This window comes from Nitratiruptor sp. YY08-10, assembly GCF_016629565.1.
Classification (GTDB): domain Bacteria; phylum Campylobacterota; class Campylobacteria; order Campylobacterales; family Nitratiruptoraceae; genus Nitratiruptor.
Window position 1 is genome coordinate 741,053 of sequence record NZ_AP023057.1, and the last position, 21,220, is coordinate 762,272.

The following is a 21,220-nucleotide window of genomic DNA, read 5'->3' on the forward strand; positions in this document are numbered from 1 at the left end:
AGGATTTGAATGGATACATTGAAGCTTGAAATAGTTACGCCAGAAGGTCTCATATTTCAAGGAGATGTAAAAAGCGTAACATTTCCTGGGGAAGAGGGTGAGTTTGGGGTTCTCCCAAAACATGCCTCTTTGCTGTCCCTTCTTAAACCCGGTGTAATAGAAATAGAGCTTCCAGATGGAAAAAAAGAGTCTATTGTAATCAACTGGGGACATGTCAATGTCTCTGAAAATCAGGCAACTGCTCTTGTTGAGGGTGCTGTGCCGTTAGAAGGTGCGACTGAAAGTGAAATAGCCAAAAGAATCGAAGAGGCTAAAAAACTTATCGAAAGAGCAAGCGAAAACAAAGCAGCACTTGCAACTGTGGAAGCTCGAATCGAAAAAGCGGCAAAAATCGTCTAACATGGGTTTTGATCTTATTCTGGCCTACCTGCAAAAAAGCAACGCGATAACGATAGCAGTCCTTGTACTGCTGTCACTCTACTTTTTATTGGTGAATTGGCTCTTTTTTTATCGCTATCTCTATCTTCTTTTTTGGCAAAACAGAGAGAAGAACTCTTTGCAAACCATCAGCATGGGCAATAATCGTCCAGCTCCAAACTCATTTTTACAAACATGTTTAGGAAAAAGCAAGATAACGAAGACAATGCAGGATTTTTGTATACAAAATGGTACGCAAGAGGCAACATCTGGCCTTACTTTTTTGTCTATAGCTGCTTCTACATCTCCTTTTATAGGACTTTTTGGCACTGTTGTATCGATTTTAGAGACATTTTATGTTCTTGGATCCACAAAAGCCAGCATATCGACGATTTCAGCTTCCATCGGTGAAGCGTTGGTCGCTACTGCAGCAGGTATTTTTGTGGCCGTTTTTGCATATAGCTATCATCTTATTTTGAAACGAAAAGCCTATGAACTGGTGACAACGCTTTCCATGCAGTTAGATCTTTTAATGGATCGATAATGTTTGATTGGGATGAAAAACCGGAACTCAATATCACTCCGCTTGTCGATGTGATGCTGGTGCTGTTGGCCATTTTGATGGTAGCAGCGCCTGCTATCGTATATCAAGAAGATATCAATCTTCCCCAGGGTTCAAAGACAAAAAGCTATCAAAAAGTAAAAAGCATTCAGATAAAGATCACGAAAGACAAAACAATCACTGTTGGAAAAGAGCGATTGAATTATAAAAATTTTGCAGATAGCTTCATCATGCTTGCGAACAGATTCGATAGGAAAACTCCTGTATACATAGCAGCGGACAAATCATTACGCTATGGCGATATCATGTATGTGCTCAAAGTTGTAAAAGAAGCCGGATTTTCAAAGGTGTCGCTAATAACAAATGGATAGATTTACACTAGGTATCTTTTCTTTAACTCTCTCTATCGCTCTGTATCTTCTCATTGTATTGGGTGTATTGCATTTTTTTACACAAGAAAATCCAACAAAAATTGCCATAAAAGCGCAAAGTATCGACATTATGATAAGTGAACCAAAAAAAGAGATGAAAAAAGTCGTAACAAAAAAGAGAGTGGAAAAAAAGAGTACGCCGAAAAAACACAAAAAGAGTGGTTCGAAGTCTCCTAAAAAAAGAGCAAATATCAAAAATCTTTTTGCTTCGCTTGATACAAAGTCATTGCACGCCGAAACACCAAAACGAAAATCGACCGAGGTGAGCAGGTTTAAAGGCAAAGGGGGAAAAAAAGCGCAAAAACTTCTGGAAAAGTTGCAACTCAAAGAGTTTCAGCCTGCCCAAGAAAAATCTATAAAATCAGTTGAAGGCAAACAAGATCCTTACCTTGAAAAGGTCTATAAGATTCTTTATACCTACTGGATACCGTCCAAAGAGAGTGCGGGAGCACAGGCAAAAGTGAAAATTATCATCGATACGCAAGGTAATTTTGATTATAAAGTTCTGCAATATTCTAACAATGAAACCTTTAATGAAGAGCTTGATGAGTATCTTCAGGCTATGAAATCAGAACATTTTCCAAAGCCAGATCAGAAAAGAGAGCTGACAGTACTTTTTGTTGCCAAAGATTGATGTTAAAGAAGTTATGATAAAATCTTTGGAAAAAAGAGGGCTGTATGGCAAGACTTATCTTCTTTATACTTCTAACCTTAACATTATACGCACAGGATATGACGCTTGAAATCGTCAAAGATGTAGGAAACCGGCCAAAAATTATCGTTGAAGACCACTCTTCAAATATCAATTATATGCTCAGAAAGAAATTTTTAAAGTTGATCAATGCCGACTTGGAGGTGACCTCTCATTTTGATGTTCTTAAAGATGAGAGTGGTGTCCACAATGAAGGATATCTTTTAAAATATGAATTGATGTACGATGATTACGGTCATTTGGGTGTACAGATCCTTTTTGCAGATCTTGCACAAAAGGTTATTTTGCTCAAAAAACGGTACAAAATTTCTGATAATGACCGATATCCTTTCTTGGCTCACAGAATCGTATATGATATCAATGCCAAACTGCATCTGCCGGATGTCTCTTTTTTGAAAAGTTTCGTTGTTTTTTCAAAATATGTCGGTCCAAGAAGAGCGGATATCGTTATCAGCGATTATACATTGACATATCAAAAGACGGTTGTGCATGGGGGACTCAATATTTTTCCAAAATGGGCAGACAGAACACAAAGAGCGTTTTATTATACCTCTATGCAAAAGGTTCCGACTCTGTATAAAGTAGATATATATAAAGGAACACGAACCAAAATAATTCAGAGCGAAGGAATGTTGGTATGTTCGGATGTGAGTAGTGATGGAAAAAAACTTTTGCTCACTATGGCACCAAATTATCAGCCCGATATTTACGAGTTGGATCTCAGAAGTAAAACTCTCAGACGTCTCACTACATATCCGGGCATCGATGTCAACGGCAACTATGTCGAAGATGGCAATCGTATCGTCTTTGTATCCGACAGACTCGGTAATCCTACCATTTTTGCCAAGAGGATTGGATCCAAAGCGGTAGAGAGAGTGGTGTATCATGGAAAAAACAACAGCGCTTGTACCACGTATAAAGATTATGTAGTCTATTCAAGCAGAGAAACGGACAATGCTTTTGGTAGCAATACGTTCAATCTCTATCTCACTTCTACAACGAGCGATTATATACGAAGATTGACAGCAAATGGTATCAATATCTTTCCGCGTTTTGCCGCAGACGGTGAGACGATTCTATTTATTAAAATGTTCAAACGTCAAAGTGCACTGGGTGTTATCCGGCTTCAATATAACAAAAGCTATATCTATCCGCTCCATGTTGGAAGGATACAGTCGATAGATTGGTAACACTTTTTAAGTAAAATATTGATACAATATCAAAAATTTGAAAAAAAGGATGGTCAATGAAGGCAAGAGATATACTGACTTCAGCCGTAATTATCGGCTTTTTAATCAGTGGTTGTGCGAAAAAGGTAGAAGTGGAAGCTCCTCAAACACAAGCTACAGAGCAGCAAGAGGCTACTGAAGTTACGGAAGGTTCAGGCATACAGACAATCGGAAATGATCAAGAGATGATGGAAGAAGCGAAACTTAGAAAAATGAAGGCTATAGAAGCGCAAAGCAAAAAGATCTACTTCGATTTTGACAAATACAACATTCGTCCGGATCAACAGCCGAGAGTTGAGTTTGATGCAAAACTGTTCAATTCCGAAGAAGCAAAACCATTCAATATCAAAGTGGAAGGGAACTGTGACGAGTGGGGGACAGATGAGTACAACTACGCTCTTGGCCTCAAACGAGCCAAAAGTGTACGAGACGCGCTTGCTGCGAGAGGTGTGGCAAAAGATCGCATGACGCTTATCAGTTACGGAGAATCTAATCCAGTCTGTACAGAACATACCAAAGAGTGCTGGGCAAAAAATAGACGCGTTGAATTTGAACTCATTCCATAAGGATTTTTTGTGCGATATTTGGTGCTCTTTCTTGCTTCAATACTAATGGCTGCAGAGCCATCGGTATTTGAAGCGGGCAATCTTGATTCTGATCAGCCATACGGATTGACTCAAAGTGAAAAGCATATTCTGCAGAACAAGAAAGCCATCAAAAAACTGCAGGAGAATCTTTATACAGTCCAATCAAAAGTTGACAGAATCGATGAAAGAGTCAAAGGGTTAGAGAGTATCGTAGAAGGATTGGATGAGAATATTCGTGAACTCAAAAAGAGATTGAAAGAAAAAAGTGGCAATGATGAAAGGATCGCTCAGCTTCAAAAAGATCTCAATGCCTCAATGAGTATACAAAAAGAGAATTTCGAGCAGATCAAAAAGATCCTCAAAGAGCTATCGTCCCTCATCGATCAGATCAACTCCACATATGTAACGAAAGATGAGCTCAAATCGGAACTTTCCAAAATCTATGCATTGATCAAAAAGCAAAATGTTAGTAAAAAAAGTGGAGCGCAACTTTTTAAAGAGGCTTTGCACAGTTTTCGAAAAAAAGAGTATGAGAAAGCCAAAGAACTTTTTGGATACGCCATTCAGAAACACTACAAGCCTGCGACAAGTAATTTTTATATAGCTGAGTCGTGCTATTATCAAAAAAACTATGCTTGCGCTGTGAAACATTATAAAAAGAGTGCCTCTTTGTATCAAAAAGCTTCCTATATGCCGACCCTTTTACTTCATACAGCCGTTTCATTGGAAAAACTTGGACGAAAAAAAGAGGCAAAGAAATTTTATAGAAATCTAGTGAGTCTCTATCCAAAAAGCAAAGCCGCGAAAATAGCGAAAAAAAAGTTAAAATAGAGACAACTAGTGGGTACCATTAAAGTGGTATCAAGTTTATTTTGTTACAATCTACATTGCAATTTCACAAAAGGACAATATATGGCAATCGAAGACAATAAAGTAGTAGGCATCGAATATACGGTAAAAGATGCAAAAACAGGTGAAGTGATTGACAGTAATGTTGGTCATAAACCATTACGATTTATCACTGGAAAAGGTCAGATTATTCCAGGACTCGAATCGAAAATCAAAGAGATGAATGTAGGCGAAAACGCAGACGTTCTTGTTAAAGCAGAAGAAGCATATGGTCAAAAAGACGAAAATGCTGTTCAGACGCTTCCACGAGAGCAGTTCCAAGGAATCGATCTTCAAGAAGGGATGACACTCTATGGACAGGGAGAAAATGGAGAAACTGTTCAAGTAACAGTGCAATCTTTCAATGATAACGAAGTAACTATTGATTTTAACCATCCTTTGGCCGGAAAAGACCTTATGTTTACTGTAGCGATCAAAGAAGTTCGAGAAGCAACTCCAGAAGAGGTGATGACAGGCCAAGTTCAAGAAGACGAACACTGCGGAAGCGGCAGCTGCGGCTGTAGCCACTAATCCTTCGGGGCTTTGCCCCATTTAAACACTTCCAAAAGATCCCCTTGATATAATACTTCTCAAAAAGAGGAGTATCTATGCAACAATTCACTTTTTTATTTCCAGGACAAGGTAGTCAGAAAATCGGTATGGGAAAAGATTTCGTCGAAAATTCTCCTATGGCGAAAGAACTTGTAGAAGCAGCGAGCGATCGATTGCACGTTGATTTTCAAAAGCTGCTTTTCGAAGAAAACGATCTTATCAATCAGACCCAATATACCCAACCTGCCATTTTGCTTGTCAGTACCATCGCTCATGCACTCTTTCGATCCAGCTGTGATCAAAAACCAAAATATACTTTAGGCCACTCTTTGGGCGAATTCAGCGCACTTGTCGCTTCAGGGGCCCTCGATCCTATTGATGCGGTGGAACTGGTACATATGAGAGGGAAATTTATGCAAGAAGCCGCGAAAGAGGCGGATGGCGGCATGATGGTTGTGATGGGTTTAGAGGATGCTGTGGTAGAGGCGATTTGTGAAGAGGCAAGATCACAAGGAAAAAGAGTATGGCCCGCAAACTACAACAGTGATGGTCAGATTGTCGTTGCAGGAATCAAGGCTGATTTGAATGCAGTTGCTCCGCTCTTTAAAGAAAAAGGCGCAAAAAGAGCACTCCTTCTTAACATGAGTGTAGCGAGTCACTGTCCGTTGATGGAGCCGGCGAGAGAACCTTTGAGAGAATATCTCGAAAAATTTATCCGAAACGCCTTTGAAGTTCCTGTGGTAGCTAATGTTGATGCAAAACCCTATAATACAAAAACAGAGGCTATTCGTAAGCTTGATGAGCAGCTCGTCAAACCTGTTTTGTACAAACAATCGATCAAATCGATCGAAAATGAGAACGATCTCTTCATTGAACTTGGTGAAGGATGTGTACTCAGCGGTATCAATAGAAGGGTAACAAAAGTACCTACGCTTTGTATCAAAGATATGAAAAGCCTCGAAGAGACTCTCCAAAAACTCTCCTAATTTGGTGCGTTTTTCGCACCATCTTATAAAAAAGATAACGAAAATTAATCTATCTTTTTAAATGCTTATTATTTGAATTTCGTTACTATTCTTAAAAAAAGGAGCGAAAATGAAGAGATTTGCAATCAGTATGATGCTACTTGGATCAATTGCCGCTTTTGCACAGATGAGTTCCAAAGAGGCTTTTTTTCATATGAAAAAGGTTTTACCTGGCAAATGGACGCTCTCACCTGCTAGCAAGCAGATCGATACTACTGGCGCCCATAACCATCCGGCGGTAAAAAGGCTTTTGGGGACAGATAAAACGGGTGTGGAATATACGGTGATTGGATCGGGCTCTGCGATAAAAGAGGAGCTTTTGCCGGACACCATTCGTTGGATGGTAACTATGTATCACTGTGATCACTATCCGGAGTGTAATACTCTTTTGGCGACGCACTATTGCGCGAAAAAGAATCAACCAAGCTTTATTTTCAATGAAAAAGAGAGTACGCCCAATAAGCTCATTTTTGATTGTGATGAGGAACGAAGCGAGGTGTGTGACAGTGACGAATCGCATGTTCATCATATCATTTTAGAACTCTCCAATAACAACAAGCATCTTAAGGCGAGCTACATTGTCTACAAAAATGGTGAACGTGCAAACAAACATACCATCTATCATTTCGATAAAGGTCCTGTTGCCAAAAGCAACAATCTTTGGAAATAAGAGGGTTTAAGCCCTCCTTATCCCCTTCTTTGCTACAATCTACTAAAAAAGCTGGAGAATAGCATGAAAATAGCGATTATGGGCGCTATGATTGAAGAGATCGAGCCTATTTTGAGTAGGCTTGATTCGACGCTGAATGCGGATGAGCCTCTTGAGTATATTATCGAACATATGCAAAATATCAAACTGCACTATATTGCCGGAAACAGATATTTTGAAGCAAAGTATAAGGGCCATGAAATTATCGTTGCGTATAGTAAAATAGGAAAAGTATACGCTTCTTTGACGGCGAATGTGTTGATTCAGCATTTCAAAGTTGAAAAACTGCTTTTTAGCGGTGTTGCCGGAGCTATCAGCGAAGATTTGCACATTGGCGATCTTATAATGGCAAAGAGACTGTGCCAGCACGATCTTGATATCACGGCTTTTGGTCATCCGTACGGGTATGTACCAGAGGGCAAAGTGTACGTGGAGAGTGATCCCGTTTTACGAGAGATCGCAAAAGATGTGGCAAAGCAGATGCAAGTACCTTTGAAAGAGGGTACTATCGCAACAGGTGATCAGTTTATTGCCGATCCCAAAAGGAAAGAGTGGATTCAAAAGACCTTTGATGCGGATGCTTTGGAGATGGAAGGAGCTGCTGTGGCAGTTGTCTGTGATGCTTTTGATATCCCTTTTTTTATCCTACGATCCATCAGTGATGCAGCGGATATGGATGCGAGTTTTGATTTTGACACATTCTTGAAAAGCTCTTCCAAACGAAGTGCGGAGTTTATCTTAAAAATGGTGGATGCGATCATACAATGAAGCGGGCAGAATTTACGAAAAAGCTGATCAAACAGATTGCTCGGACGAATGTGGAGTTTGAACTGCTCAAAGAAGGCGACAGAGTCTTAGTGGGACTGAGCGGTGGCAAAGATTCTTTGACGCTCGTACATGCCCTCAAGCATATCCAAAGAGTGGCACCATATGATTTTACCTTCAAAGCTGTGACGATCAGCTATGGCATGGGAGAAAATTACGACTTTTTAACGAAGCATTGCGAAGAGTATGGTATCGAGCATACCGTGTATGAAACGGAGATTTTTGATCTGGCTAAAGAGAAGATCCGCACCAACTCATCCTATTGCAGCTTTTTTTCAAGGATGAGGCGAGGGGCACTCTATACATACGCGTTGCAAAACGGATTTAACAAGCTGGCTCTTGGACATCATCTTGATGATGCGATTGAGAGTTTCTTTATGAATATGTTTTATAACGGAGCGATGCGCTCTATGCCTCCAATCTATAAAAGCTCGAAAGGACTCTACGTTATTCGACCACTCATCGAGACCCGTGAAAAGCAGCTTCAAGGATTTGTAGAGCGAAACGGTTTTATGGCGATCGGTGATGAGATGTGTCCTGCCATGCGTTTTGATATCAAAGAGCCATATGTTCGCGAAAATATGAAAGCTTTTGTTTCGGAGTTAGAGGGGCGGTTTCGTGATGTGGTAAAATATATCAGAGCCTCATTTCGTCATATTCATGACGATACTTTTTTTGATAAAGAGCGTCTGAAGGTCTGATATGCAACCCCATCTGCCTCCACTCAATGTGGAGAATGTTCTCAAAGAACAGACATTTTTCAAACTGCCGCAGGTCTCACTCAATCTCAAAGTCAATGGAACTGTACGGGCCGAAGTAGTCGACGTGCTGCCAAGCGGTTCCGTTTTGGTTCGTATCAATGGCCAAGAGCTTGAGATGCGAACAGAAATCCCTTTGCAAAAAGATACGACGCTTCTTCTCAAAGTCCTTGGAATGCCAGGCAGCGAAAAAGCGATCAAACTTCAGTTGCTTGAAATTCTCAGTCCAAAAAAAGAGAAAGTTGAGAAAAAACTGCAATCTTTGGATTTGACAAAAGATCTTCAACTAGCTCTTCGAATAGCCCTTGGAAACAAAGATGACGAAACAGTGCAGATTTTGCTCCAAAAAGGACTCAATGAGCAGTTGCAACGGATGAACGAAGAGATTATTCAAACACTCAAACCTGAAAGTTTCGTAGCCCTGTCCTCCTCACAAGATTTTAAAACGCTCATTGCTCAGGCAAAGGAGCTGATCAAAAAAGGTGCAAAAAACGAACTTGAAGAAGTTTTGAAAAATGTAAAAAATCTTCCTCAGCTAAAAAATGCCGATACGCCGCTTCTGCGCTATATCGCACGTGCAAATGATGCGCAAACACTCGTACAACGATTTGAGCAGATCAATGATATATTTTTCCCGGCTGAACAGTTCAACTCAATGCTGACTCAAGATATTCAACAACTGATTCTCAACAGTGGAACTTTTTTGGAAAAGAGACTCGACACTCTTGTCAAGCAGTTTACGCTTTTACAAAATGTTCAAGAGCAGTTGGATGTTAAAACCCCAAAAGAGATCAAAGAGTTTGTGCTCAATGCGACTGTTTTGGATGAACATATCAAAGCACTCTTTAGCAATGAAACACAAAAGCCTTTGCAGATTCTCATACAACAAGCTCTACATACTCTTCACACGAAAGCACAGGAGATTATCACCCATGACCTCAAGGTATTGGTAGCACAGATGAAAGAATCCTTGGGCGATGACAAAAAAGTATCTACGCTTTATCACAATCTCCAAAATTTTCAACTCTATTCGTTGGTGAGCGGGATGGTATACACCTACCTTCCGGTTGTTTGGCAGGATCTAAAAGAAGGATCATTGCGGGTATGGGCAGATAAAAAACACTATTTTTGTCAGATAGATCTCGATTTTGAAGACATTGGAAAAGCACAAGTAGATCTTTTGATGATACACAATAGTCTCAAAGTGGAGTTTTTTATAGAAGATGCCGTTTTTCGTGAAATTCTCAGAGATGGCGTTACACAATTGATAGAAGATCTGGAAGATTTCGAGGATGTTTTTGTGACTTTTGTATCACATTCGGGTGAAAAAACGCGTTATACTACAACAGATGGAATCAATATAACAGTATGAAAAAAAAGGCAGTAGCACTTCAATATGACAAAAAGAGTTCGAATGCGCCAAAGGTTATTGCAAAAGGGGAAGGGTACAGGGCACAAAAAATTATCGAACTAGCACAAGAACATGGTATCGAGCTCTATGAGGATCCTGAACTGATTGAGGTTCTTTCAAAAGTTGAATTGGATGAAGAGATACCACAAAAACTCTATGTGGCAGTAGCCAAAATATTGGCTTATATCTATAGAAAGAAAAAGGAGAAACGATGAACGTATCAGTCGCAGGAAAAGCAAAAATCGTAAAAATATATAACATATCACGACTGGAGATGGAAGGTATCGAGTGGGATGCGTTTGATTTGGAATCTGCTGAAGATGTCAAAGAGCTTTTTGAAATCGCCAAAGAATATGTCGAGAGCGCAGAAGCAGATGCTATCGAAGCACCTGAAGAGATACATTGCGCCGATCCGGACGAATCTTCCATAGAGATCGATTCGAAAACATACTATACCGATGATGTGATATTGAAAAACAAAAATATTGTCGATCTTCTACCATTGATTCAAAATGCCAAAGTGGGTGATATTTTCTTCGTTGTTGTTCAAGAGGGTGATGGCCGTTGGGATTTGGTAGCAGATATCGAGCATGCCGAGTCCAATGAAGTAGAGTTTGGGTATGTGGATTGTTCTGTGCTTTTTGATCAATACGACATATTACGAGAAGGTTATCTTGATGTACTATGCGATACACTTCTTCCGGAAACCTTGAAGGTAAAGGATGCGGCAGTAGAGCTTCAGGATTTTGTTTTTCATCCTGTTCAAAGTTACGGACAGCTCTATGTCGTAAAAAAAGATCCGGTAGGAGATGTGAAAGTATTGCAAAAAATCGATTACGGTGGAAGGATGCTGAGCGGGACAGATATGATCGTAGATGATTTTGAAGCAAATTAGTTTTTCCTTTTTTCCCTTATGAGTCTCCGCATGTCCTCGTTTTGAGGGCGATTTTATCCATTATTTCTTTCTATAGTATGATATAAGCATGATATTACCATTGAGTAAACTCTATTTAAGATATTTTAGTTATCATTTTTTATTATGAAATATTTTTTTGCTTCAAAAAATATGTGTCAAGGATATTAAAACTTGAAAAGTCTCAATCAGCAGCTTCAAGAGTGTATCGTCCATCTCTTTGAACATGTTTTTGAAGGAATTATTTTTATTGAAGTTGATGGAACGATTCTATATGCCAACGGCAGTGCTGCAAAAATAGTAGGATATCAAAAAGAAGAGCTTGTAGGGAAAAACGTATTTGAATTTGTTGATGATAATTGCAAAAGTATTGTACAAAACCATATTGGAAAAAATTATAGCAAACCCTACAAAGTCAAGGTTAAAAAAAGAGACGGTTCGAATGCCTGGGTTTTGGTGAAGGGGAGAAGTATCCAGTTATTCGGTACTGTTTTGCGTATCGTTTCCATTTTTGATATTTCCGAAATCGTAGAAAAAGATAACCTTATTGACTACCTGTCCAATTACGATTTGCTTACAGGACTTTACAACAGAAAGTTTTTTTTAGAGTATATCCAAGAAGTACTTTCCTTTTATACGAGTCATTCTCTTTATGGGACAATCTTTTTTATCGATATCGACGATTTTCGAGAGATCAATGAGATTCGTGGACATGAAATTGGAGATCTTCTTTTAAAAGAGATCAAAAAAAGACTACAAGCCCTTGTGAAAACGGAGGCTTTGATAGCCAGAGCCGGAGGTGATGAATTTCTTATCTTTTGTGATTTAAAAGAAAAAAATAGAGAGAGAGCTCGGATTTTCAGTGTCACGTTTGCAAATCGGCTGCGAAAAGAGTTGGAAAAGCCTTATTGTATCGAGGATCAGACTATCAACATAACAGTCAGCATCGGTATTGCACTGATTGAGCCAAATTTAGATATCGCCACTTTGTTAAAACAGGTTGATGTCGCTTTGTACAACGCGAAAGAGAAGCGAAGAAATCGCATTATCGTTTTTAATTCCAGATATCTTGAGATGGTAAAAGAGAAGAGCGCATTAAAAGAAAAAATCAAAGCCGGACTGAAAAGAGGCGAATTTTTTCTAGCCTTTCAAAAAAAAGTCCGTTTACAAAACGGTTCCCCACATATTGTTGGATATGAAGCGTTGATACGATGGGAACGAGACGGAGAGATAATTTCTCCAGCCAAATTCATACCTATAGCTGAAGAGAATGGATTGATTATCGAAATAGGTGAGTATGTTTTGCGTGCGGTCTGCTCCTATCTTCAAAATAGTGATACGAAGATTTCGGTCAATATCAGTCCAAGACAATTTGAGGACGAGCTTTTCGTCAAGCGAGTGAAAGAAATTATCAATGAATATAGCATCGAGCCAAATAATCTTATCTTTGAGATAACAGAAAATATTTTATTGGAAAATATCAAGGAAGCGATTGTTAAAATAATTCAACTAAAAAAATTTGGTATATCATTTAGCATCGATGATTTTGGAACGGGGTTTTCTTCCTTTGAATATCTAAAAACGCTTCCGCTGTCTGAGCTGAAAATCGATCAAATGTTTGTAAAAAATATTGTCGATAATTCCAATGATTATGCAATTGTGGAAGCGATGACAAAAATTGGTCATATTTTTGAGTTGCAAGTAGTTGCAGAGGGTGTTGAGACAAAGGAGCAGCTGCAAATTTTACAAAAGATCGGGGTAGATGTGTATCAAGGATACTATTTTGGCAAACCCGAAATCAATCAATTTATAAGGAGTATAAATGGGATTTATAAAGAAACATTTTGAAAACCAGGGAATAACAGAAAATTCGAATAATACGCAACAGGATGAAACGCAAAACAGTATAGATTTAAATACAGCAACTATCGAGGAAATTTCTCACAAACTGACTGAAAAAACGGCAGAAGGTTTGGCGGCAATTGAAGAAATCAAAGGAACAATGGAGCAGATTGCTGCAGCGGCAGAAGAGAATGCTGGGGCGGCTGAAGAGAGTCTGAGTGCAATTGAAGAGATCAATAAAAATGCCCAAACTCTGGAAAATGACAGTAACTTTATATTAGAGATTTCTGAAAAATTTATGGAGCTCATCAAAGGAGCGAATCAAAGTATCTTAGAAGATAAAGAGAAGATGCGTGTTACTGCAAATTTTGCAGAAGAGATTGCAAAGAAGGCAAATCTTTTATACGATTCATCCAAAGAGATCGATAATGCAGTCAATTTGATTACAAAACTGGCAAAGAAAACCTCATTATTGGCACTCAATGCTGCTATCGAAGCTGCCAGAGCTAAAGAAAAAGGCAAAAGCTTCACTATTATGGCTTCTGAGATTCGCCAGATTGCTTCAAAATCCAATAGATACGTGGTCAATATCAAAGAGATTGTCCAAATAACGCAAGAAAAGATTGCTGTAGCAAAAGATGTGATGAATACACTTCATACTTCGATGCAAGAGGCCGAAAAAATTGCTCTTGACAGCTCAAATAACATGTATAGCATCATGAATTTGATCAAAAAGACAAATGAGTTGACAATGAGTATTGTTGATGCAGTAAAACGAACGGCAAAAGAGGTGAGTGCTATGCATCAAAGTGCGGAGATTATTGCCAGTGCTGCAGAAGAGAGTGCCAGTGCAGTCAGTGAGATCACCAATACAATTTCTCAGCAGGTTGAAGCCTTCGCGCAAGCTGAAGTTGCAGCAAAAATGATCAAAGATCTTATCGACAAGATGGAAGGAGGCGATAAAAAAGCGGTAGTAGATGAGTTGGCATCTGCTTCAGAAGAGCTAACCAGCACCAATGAGGAGATCGAGCGTTCGATGGAGCAGACTGTTGAAGCATTGGAACAGATAGAAGAGGCAGCCAATATTGCCAAAGAGGATGCTAAAAGAGCGGAAGAAATAACAATAAAAACTTTGCAAGAGGCATCTCATGCAAAGGATCTATTGAACAATCTTTTTGAAGATTTGAAAAAAATTGATCAGATTTTTGATAGTGTGATACAAGATCTAAAAAGAATAAAAGCGATGGCTTTGGAAAATACAAAATCATCCGAAGATATCATTCCTTCACTTGATTTTATCAACTCAAAAATCAATGCTCTCAATGATATGATTCGCAAAATTGAACTCTCCATCGTTCAAATTTCGGCCCTTTCAATCAATGGTTCAGTAGAAGCAATACGAGCTGGTGAATTTGGTAGCGGTTTTAGTGAAGTGAGTCGCGATATTAAAGAGCTTGCCAACAGTTCAGAAGAGAATCTTGACAAGGTTATTCAGACAATCAACAAAGTAAAAGAGGAAAATGACCAAATCAATGTATTGGTCAATAATATTATTCTTACCCAACGTGCGGAAAACGAGAAGCTTGATAGAATCGAATATGAACTTGCCAACAATAAAGAGAATTTGACAAAAGTGCTAGAAGCGGTGGAAAAAGGTGTTACACTTGTCGAAAATATCGTACAGGCGCTCGAGCAGAGTAAAATTGCTGCAGAACAGATTTTAGAAGCCGGAGAACTATCTCACAAAAATGCTGCTGAATCGAAAGAGGCTGCAAATATCATTTTACAAATCAGTAGAGATATGAAAGAGCTTTCTGCAAAACTGTATGAAATAGCATCAGCATTGGCTGGAGAAGCGTAATGGTCTCCGTCTGTACATTTAAATTAAACAACTCCATTTTCGGCGTCAATGTTGACAATGTGAAGTGGATTGTGGATGTGGAGAAGGTGTATGATGTTGCTTTTATGCCGGAGTATATTATAGGAGAGATCAAACAAAATGATGATGTCTATTTTTTGGTGTGCCTCAAAAAGCTGTTGAAGCTTGGAGACTGTGAAGATCTGAAAAACAAGAGCGCCATAATTTTAAGCATCAAAGATAAAGATTTTGCCATCCTTGTGGATGAAATCCATAAGATCGAAGAGATAGAAAATATAAAATATAACAATGACAAAATCGAAGTGATCAATTTTGATGAAGAAGTGGTGGAAATTTTGAAAGAGGATTTCTTTTATAGCAGTGTCGATGTCCCGACGATCAAGCCATCCTATCAAAAGCAAAAAGAGGAACTTCTAGATAACACTTTGGAAACAGATCAAGATGAGACAAGTTTGATTCTGTTTAAACTAGGGAAAGAGATTTTTGCCGTGGATGCTTCTATGGTGCAGTTTGTCGAAGTTTTGGAAGATGCAAAAAAGGGTATGTATATTCCGAAAGAGGAGTTTATAGAAGGTGTTTATTTGGTGAAAAATAGGCTATTGCATCTTATCAATCTTGGGAAACTGCTACATGTTGATAGTAAGCTTGGTGAAAATATTTTTATTTTTAAAAAAGAGAATCTTCATTTGGGACTCAGTGTCGGTGAGATTCTCAATATAGTCAATGTCCAAACAGAAAACATCAATATTGCAAGAGGAGAAGAGATTCTCGACCGTTTTTTTATATATGAAAACCAGGTGATATCCATCATTAGTAATGAATATCTGCAAAATCTTATCGAGATGTACGGTATTACCTCTCATGACAAAAACGAAGTTTCAAAAAGGGTGCATGAATATGAAGAGTTCTTGATCGTCAGTGTGGACGGAAAAAGATTGGCGATTAAAATGGAAAATATCAAAGGTATTCATGAAGAGCATGAAGTGCATATCACACGATCTTTGGAACATAGAGAAGGGGTTGAAGGAATTGTTGCTATCGATTCAAGAAGTTATCTGCTTTTTGATTTGGAATATCTGGCAACCAAAACAGAAAGTCAAGGAAAGGATGGACTGATCCTTATCATGCAAACGGAAGTTGAGAACAGACTCTTCGATTATGCCCTGCTTATTGGTTCTATTCAAGAAATCATACAAGTTCCAAAAGATGATGTGCATATCGTTGTTTCAGAAAAAGAGCATTTTATTAAAGGGACGGTAGAGTATCATGATGAAGTCTATAACATTATCAATACAAAATGGATAGTGGAACAATTACAAAAGAATGCATAAGTATTATAGTCCCTCTTCGATGAGGCTCCATAGAGCCTCTATCTCATCCTCTTCAAAAAACTGTGTATCGAAATGGGTAAAAAGATACTCTACCTTTTTTTGATCAAAACTTCTTTTAGGGATACATTCACTGTGCGCTTGTAAAAAAGCTCGCACCAATACAGGGTCTCGTTTGATTTTTGATTCACACACGAAACAGACAGGTTCAGTATGAAGTCTTCCCTCAAAATACAGCAGCTTCAAATAGCCTTCTATCATTGCGCGTTTGGGATTTTGTCTTTCTAGGCGTTTTGAAAGATCGCAAAGCAGATCATAGTAAAATGGATCAATTGCTTCTATATCAAAAAGATGGGCATGTAGCAGTTTGATAAACTTTTGCCAAAGCAGTGTTGTATGCATCGATTTAAGCCAGGGTGTACCTAAATGGGTGATGTGCCTCATTTTGGGAAGATAACCGATATCATGCTCTATTTCAAAGTCCACTTTGTAGCCCAAATTGATCGTACTGTGCCTTGCACCATAGAATCGATACAGTGTATACACTCTTTTTTGAGTGAGGACTTTTACGATGAGGTCTTCATTTTTTACTTTGGTAATATGGAGTATGAATCCTTGCATCAACAGCTCATTTATAAGTAGTTTTTAACGAAATTTAGGATAAAATAATTTCAACTTATACTAAAAAAAATATTAAAAGTTGTTTAAAGTAAGAAAGGTGGACGGATGGATTTTTTAACTTCCTACAAAGACAACTGTGGGTTTGGTTTGCTTGCCAGTATTGACAACAAGCCTTCCCACAAAAATGTTAATGACGCGATTCAGTCGCTTGAGAGAATGATGCACAGAGGTGCCATTGCGGCAGATGGAAAGAGTGGTGATGGAAGCGGACTACTTTTTTCCATGCCTCATAAATTTTTCAAAAGAATAGCAAAAGAAGAGGGGTTTGTTCTTCCTTCTAAATATGCTGTGGCAATGGTTTTTTATAAAAATGAGGAAAATCTTACTGTCATTAAAGAGCAGTGTAAAAAGAACGACCTCAAAGTCCTTCATACGAGAAAGGTTCCTGTCAATACCGAAGCTCTCGGGGAACTGGCGCTGAAAACCCTCCCAAATATTGTTCAAATCTTTGTTGCTCCAAACTCTTTGATCGCGACAAAACGATTTGAAGCTCTTTTATATCTCACAAGAAGAGAGATCGAACACGCTTTGGAAGATGATGAAGATTTTTATATCCCAAGTTTTTCGAGTAAAACGGTCTCCTATAAAGGGCTTGTTATGCCCACCTATATCAAAATGTTCTATCCTGATCTCCAAGATGAGGATTTTGAAGCCAGTTTCGTTCTTTTCCATCAGCGATTTTCCACCAATACGTTGCCAAAATGGAAGCTTGCCCAGCCTTTTAGAATGATTGCACACAATGGTGAGATCAATTCCGTTTCCGCCAACAGATACAACGTTCTGGCTAAATGCGAATCACTTAAAAGCGAAGTTTTCAGCCCTGAAGAGATCGAGAGAATCCTACCGGTTCTTGAAAAAGAGGCAAGTGACAGTAAAAGTTTGGATAACTTTTTTGAATTTTTGATTGTCAATGGTATGGAGTTTTTCAAAGCAACTCGCGCACTTATTCCGGCTCCTTGGCAAAATGCTCCGCATATGGATGCGCACCTCAGGGCCTATTATGAATATTCCAGTACCTGTTTTGAAGCATGGGATGGTCCAGCGGCTGTGAGTATGACCGATGGGCGTTATATTGGATGTGTACTCGATAGAAACGGCCTTCGCCCGGCAAAATATATCATCACGAAAGATAAACGGCTGATCATTGCGAGTGAATATGGAATTTTGGGTGTTCCGGAAGAAAATATTTTGGAGCGTGGAAGACTGCAAAGTGGTGAGATGATAGCGCTTGATCTCAAATATGGTGTCATTCTTAAAAACGAAGATATCAACGATTACCTCAAAAACTCCAATCCATATGCCCAGTGGCTCAATGAAAATATGGTCTATTTGCAAGAGCATATCGAAACGCCATTTAGCAATATTGATGATTACAAACTTGAAGATATCGTTCACAAACAGCGTTATTACAATATCACCCATGAGCTAGTAGAGCAGGTGATTGAGCCGATGATCAAAGAGGGAAAAGAAGCAGTTGGCTCTATGGGTGACGATACGCCTATGGCGGCCTTTAGTCAAAAGCAAAGAGCCTTTGTTGATTTTTTCAAACAAAAATTTGCCCAGGTGACAAACCCTCCGATCGATCCGATTCGAGAGAAGATTGTTATGAGTCTCAATACCGGCTTTGGCGAGATCCACAATATTTTGGATGAAGACCCAAATCACGCGATACGCCTCAAAGCAGTATCGCCTATTCTGATTCGAGAAAAACTCGATGTCCTTCTATCCTATGGCGATCCGAAACATCCGCGCTATCAGGCTTGCTTTAAAAATAGAACGTTTTCGACAGCTTTTGAAAAAGATCTCAAAGCAAGCCTTGAAAAGCTGTGCGATGAGGTGATCGATGCCGTTGTCAACGAAGGGGTGCGAATCATCGTCTTAGATGACAGAGAACTCAGTCCAAATAAAAAGACGATGCCTATGGCGATGGTAATAGGCCGGCTCAATAAGCGATTGCTTGAAGCCAAGGTTCGGCATCTTGTCTCTACCGTTGCAATCACCGGTGAAGTGTATGACTCACACTCTGCCGCAGTTATGATAGGTTATGGTGCAAGTGCGGTCTATCCGTATCTGCTTTTTGCCACAGTCTATGAGAAACTTAAAAAAGAGGATCTGACTCCTTTTGAACTAAGAAACAGGTTTAAAAATGTGGTCAATGCCTTGAATGCCGGATTTTTGAAAATCATGTCAAAAATGGGTATCTCTACTATTGCATCCTATAGAAACTCTGGTCTTTTCGATGTTTTGGGCCTAAGTGAAGAGATCGTGAATGAATGCTTTTCCAATTCGGCTTGCCTGCTTCCAGGACTAACCTATGAAGATATAGAGGAGCGGCTCAACAGGTATCATGAAAAAGCGTATGAGATCGATATAGAAAAGAGAATCTTTCCATTGGAACTTGGAGGCTATTACAAATATATCGACGGCAGTGAATATCACGACTTCAATCCAAATACTGTCAATCAGATCCATAAAGTCTCGATTACTGGAGACTGGAGTGATTATGAGCAGCTTAAAAAGATGGTGGATGGCAGAGGTTTTCGGTTTATTCGAGACTTTTTCGAATTTCAAAGCGATCGAAAGCCAGTAAGCCTCGATGAAGTAGAACCGATCGAGAATATCTTCAAGCGATTTGACAGTGCTGCGATGAGTCTTGGATCCATTTCGCCGGAAGCGCATGAGTGTATTGCTGAAGCGATGAACAAAATCGGTGCGCAAAGCAACTCAGGTGAAGGTGGTGAAGATGCAAGACGTTTTGGAACCATCAAAAACTCAAAAATCAAACAGGTTGCAAGTGGACGCTTTGGCGTAACCCCGGCCTATCTTAGAAGTGCAAAAGAGATTCAGATCAAAATCGCTCAAGGAGCAAAACCGGGTGAGGGTGGTCAGCTTCCAGGACATAAAGTGACAGCGCTTATCGCTAAGCTAAGACATACGATGCCAGGCGTCACCCTTATCTCGCCTCCACCACACCACGATATCTACTCTATTGAGGATCTGGCACAGCTTATCTTCGATCTCAAGCAGGTCAATCCGGATGCGAAAGTGGCTGTCAAACTTGTTTCTACTGCTGGAGTTGGAACTATTGCAACAGGTGTGGCGAAAGCCTATGCAGACAAGATCATAATAAGCGGTGGCGATGGAGGTACGGGAGCTGCACCACTCACATCTATCAAATTTGCCGGAAACCCCTGGGAGCTGGGGCTAAGTGAAGCGCACAACGCACTCAAAGCCAACCACTTAAGAGAGTTTGTGCAGCTTCAAACGGATGGTGGACTCAAAACCGGTCTTGATATTGTCAAAGCGGCAATTTTGGGAGCTGAAAGCTATGCTTTTGGTACAGGTGTGCTCACTATCATTGGATGTAAGATTTTGCGAGTATGCCATTTGAACCGATGTACTGTGGGCATTGCAACACAAAATGAGTTTTTACGTGAGCACTATGTTGGAACGGTTGACAGACTCATCAACTACTTTACGTTGATTGCAGAAGATGTGCGAAAAATTTTGGCAACACTAGGCTATACAAAACTTGAAGATATTATCGGACGAACGGATCTTTTGAGAGTTGTAGAAAATGAACTGGCTCAAAAATTTGATTTTAGTTCTGTACTTATGAGACTTGATGGCGTAGATACCTGTCAAGTTCCATCCAATGAGCCGTTTGACAGTAACGAGTATGAAAAAGAGATTTTGAAAGAGGTCTATCCAGCGATCGAAAATCCTGGAAAGCAAGTGATTGTCAATAAAACCATTACCAATGTCAACAGAAGTTTCGGAGCCAGAATCAGTGGTGAGATTGCAAAATATTATGGCGATGAGGGTCTAAAAGAAGATAGTATCCGAATCAATCTTCAAGGAGTTGCAGGACAGAGCCTTGGAGCCTTTTTAATTAATGGTGTGACAATCAATCTTGTGGGTGCTGGAAACGACTATGTGGGAAAAGGAATGAATGGCGGTAAGATCGTCATAACATCTAAAACCCACAATGAAGGCTTGAGTCTTGCTGGAAATACCTGTTTGTATGGTGCAACAGGAGGAACGCTGTTTGTCGCCGGAGAAGTGGGTGAACGATTTGCTGTTCGAAACTCTGGAGCATTGGCAGTGGTAGAAGGCACAGGTGATCATGCCTGTGAATATATGACTGGCGGGATCGTAGTGATTCTTGGTGATACGGGTATCAATTTTGGTGCGGGTATGACTGGAGGTCTTGCATTTGTGTATGATACGCACCACACTTTTATCGAGAAAATCAACCAAGAACTCATCGAAGCTAGACGTATCGATATCGACGAGTTTGACGAGGCACGACACTATCTTAAAAAGCTGCTACAATCTTTTTATGATGAGACAGGAAGTAAAAAAGCCAAATTTATCTTGGACAACTTCAGAATGGAGATACGAAATTTTTGGATGGTACGGCCAAAAGAGCTTCGAAAAGTGCCTTTGAACCTAGAGGAAGGGGAATAAT

At 39.5% G+C, this 21,220-nt stretch carries 20 protein-coding genes; 19 read left to right on the forward strand and 1 reads right to left on the reverse strand.

Annotation, left to right across the window (positions count from 1 at the left end; genetic code table 11):
- Window positions 1–9: 9 nt before the first annotated feature.
- From atpC to JG735_RS04180, 18 genes are all read left to right on the forward strand, one after another.
- Complete coding sequence (atpC, locus tag JG735_RS04095; RefSeq protein WP_201335556.1) at window positions 10–399, forward strand: ATP synthase F1 subunit epsilon; 390 nt, start codon at window positions 10–12, stop codon at window positions 397–399.
- 1 nt (window position 400) lies between these two features.
- Window positions 401–961: a MotA/TolQ/ExbB proton channel family protein gene (locus JG735_RS04100; protein ID WP_201335557.1), complete on the forward strand. Its 561-nt coding sequence runs from the start codon at window positions 401–403 to the stop codon at window positions 959–961.
- The gene (locus tag JG735_RS04105) at window positions 961–1,350 is read left to right on the forward strand and encodes a biopolymer transporter ExbD (protein WP_012082589.1); all 390 of its coding nucleotides are present in this window, start codon (window positions 961–963) and stop codon (window positions 1,348–1,350) included. The genes JG735_RS04100 and JG735_RS04105 overlap by 1 nt, the downstream gene beginning before the upstream one ends.
- Window positions 1,343–2,044, forward strand: coding sequence for an energy transducer TonB (locus tag JG735_RS04110; protein ID WP_201335558.1), 702 nt, complete (start codon window positions 1,343–1,345; stop codon window positions 2,042–2,044). The genes JG735_RS04105 and JG735_RS04110 overlap by 8 nt, the downstream gene beginning before the upstream one ends.
- 44 nt (window positions 2,045–2,088) lie before the next feature.
- Window positions 2,089–3,312: a Tol-Pal system protein TolB gene (gene tolB, locus JG735_RS04115; protein WP_201335559.1), complete on the forward strand. Its 1,224-nt coding sequence runs from the start codon at window positions 2,089–2,091 to the stop codon at window positions 3,310–3,312.
- A 56-nt stretch (window positions 3,313–3,368) separates the two neighbouring features.
- Complete coding sequence (locus JG735_RS04120; protein WP_201335560.1) at window positions 3,369–3,917, forward strand: OmpA family protein; 549 nt, start codon at window positions 3,369–3,371, stop codon at window positions 3,915–3,917.
- 9 nt (window positions 3,918–3,926) lie between these two features.
- Window positions 3,927–4,769: a tetratricopeptide repeat protein gene (locus JG735_RS04125; protein ID WP_201335561.1), complete on the forward strand. Its 843-nt coding sequence runs from the start codon at window positions 3,927–3,929 to the stop codon at window positions 4,767–4,769.
- Between the two features lie 81 nt (window positions 4,770–4,850).
- On the forward strand, window positions 4,851–5,357 hold the full coding sequence (locus JG735_RS04130; RefSeq protein WP_201335562.1) for a peptidylprolyl isomerase: 507 nt from the start codon (window positions 4,851–4,853) through the stop codon (window positions 5,355–5,357).
- Window positions 5,358–5,434: 77 nt separating this feature from the next.
- On the forward strand, window positions 5,435–6,364 hold the full coding sequence (gene fabD, locus JG735_RS04135) for an ACP S-malonyltransferase (RefSeq protein WP_201335563.1): 930 nt from the start codon (window positions 5,435–5,437) through the stop codon (window positions 6,362–6,364).
- Between the two features lie 109 nt (window positions 6,365–6,473).
- The gene (locus JG735_RS04140; RefSeq protein ID WP_201335564.1) at window positions 6,474–7,073 is read left to right on the forward strand and encodes a hypothetical protein; all 600 of its coding nucleotides are present in this window, start codon (window positions 6,474–6,476) and stop codon (window positions 7,071–7,073) included.
- Between the two features lie 63 nt (window positions 7,074–7,136).
- Window positions 7,137–7,880 carry a 5'-methylthioadenosine/adenosylhomocysteine nucleosidase gene (locus JG735_RS04145; RefSeq protein WP_201335565.1) on the forward strand — a complete coding sequence of 248 codons (744 nt, stop codon included), beginning with the start codon at window positions 7,137–7,139 and terminating at the stop codon, window positions 7,878–7,880.
- Window positions 7,877–8,638, forward strand: coding sequence for an ATP-binding protein (locus JG735_RS04150; RefSeq protein ID WP_201335566.1), 762 nt, complete (start codon window positions 7,877–7,879; stop codon window positions 8,636–8,638). Before JG735_RS04145 ends, JG735_RS04150 begins: the two co-directional genes overlap by 4 nt.
- Window position 8,639: 1 nt before the next feature.
- A complete protein-coding gene (locus JG735_RS04155) occupies window positions 8,640–10,067 on the forward strand; it encodes a hypothetical protein (protein ID WP_201335567.1) in 1,428 nt (475 codons plus the stop codon).
- Window positions 10,064–10,321: an EscU/YscU/HrcU family type III secretion system export apparatus switch protein gene (locus tag JG735_RS04160; protein ID WP_201335568.1), complete on the forward strand. Its 258-nt coding sequence runs from the start codon at window positions 10,064–10,066 to the stop codon at window positions 10,319–10,321. The genes JG735_RS04155 and JG735_RS04160 overlap by 4 nt, the downstream gene beginning before the upstream one ends.
- Window positions 10,318–11,001, forward strand: a complete 684-nt coding sequence (locus JG735_RS04165) for a hypothetical protein (protein ID WP_201335569.1) — start codon at window positions 10,318–10,320, stop codon at window positions 10,999–11,001. Before JG735_RS04160 ends, JG735_RS04165 begins: the two co-directional genes overlap by 4 nt.
- 192 nt (window positions 11,002–11,193) lie before the next feature.
- The gene (locus JG735_RS04170) at window positions 11,194–12,867 is read left to right on the forward strand and encodes a GGDEF domain-containing phosphodiesterase (protein WP_201335570.1); all 1,674 of its coding nucleotides are present in this window, start codon (window positions 11,194–11,196) and stop codon (window positions 12,865–12,867) included.
- Window positions 12,842–14,722: a methyl-accepting chemotaxis protein gene (locus JG735_RS04175; protein WP_201335571.1), complete on the forward strand. Its 1,881-nt coding sequence runs from the start codon at window positions 12,842–12,844 to the stop codon at window positions 14,720–14,722. The genes JG735_RS04170 and JG735_RS04175 overlap by 26 nt, the downstream gene beginning before the upstream one ends.
- Window positions 14,723–14,781: 59 nt before the next feature.
- Window positions 14,782–16,071, forward strand: coding sequence for a chemotaxis protein CheW (locus JG735_RS04180; protein WP_236587240.1), 1,290 nt, complete (start codon window positions 14,782–14,784; stop codon window positions 16,069–16,071).
- 3 nt (window positions 16,072–16,074) lie between these two features.
- Here the strand turns inward: JG735_RS04180 and recO are convergent, their stop codons facing one another.
- Entirely contained in the window at window positions 16,075–16,689 is a 615-nt protein-coding gene (gene recO, locus JG735_RS04185) for a recombination protein RecO (RefSeq protein WP_201335573.1), read from the reverse strand.
- Window positions 16,690–16,794: 105 nt separating this feature from the next.
- On the opposite strand from recO, the gene gltB reads away from it, so the two are divergent.
- The gene (gene gltB / locus JG735_RS04190) at window positions 16,795–21,219 is read left to right on the forward strand and encodes a glutamate synthase large subunit (protein ID WP_201335574.1); all 4,425 of its coding nucleotides are present in this window, start codon (window positions 16,795–16,797) and stop codon (window positions 21,217–21,219) included.
- Window position 21,220: the final 1 nt, after the last annotated feature.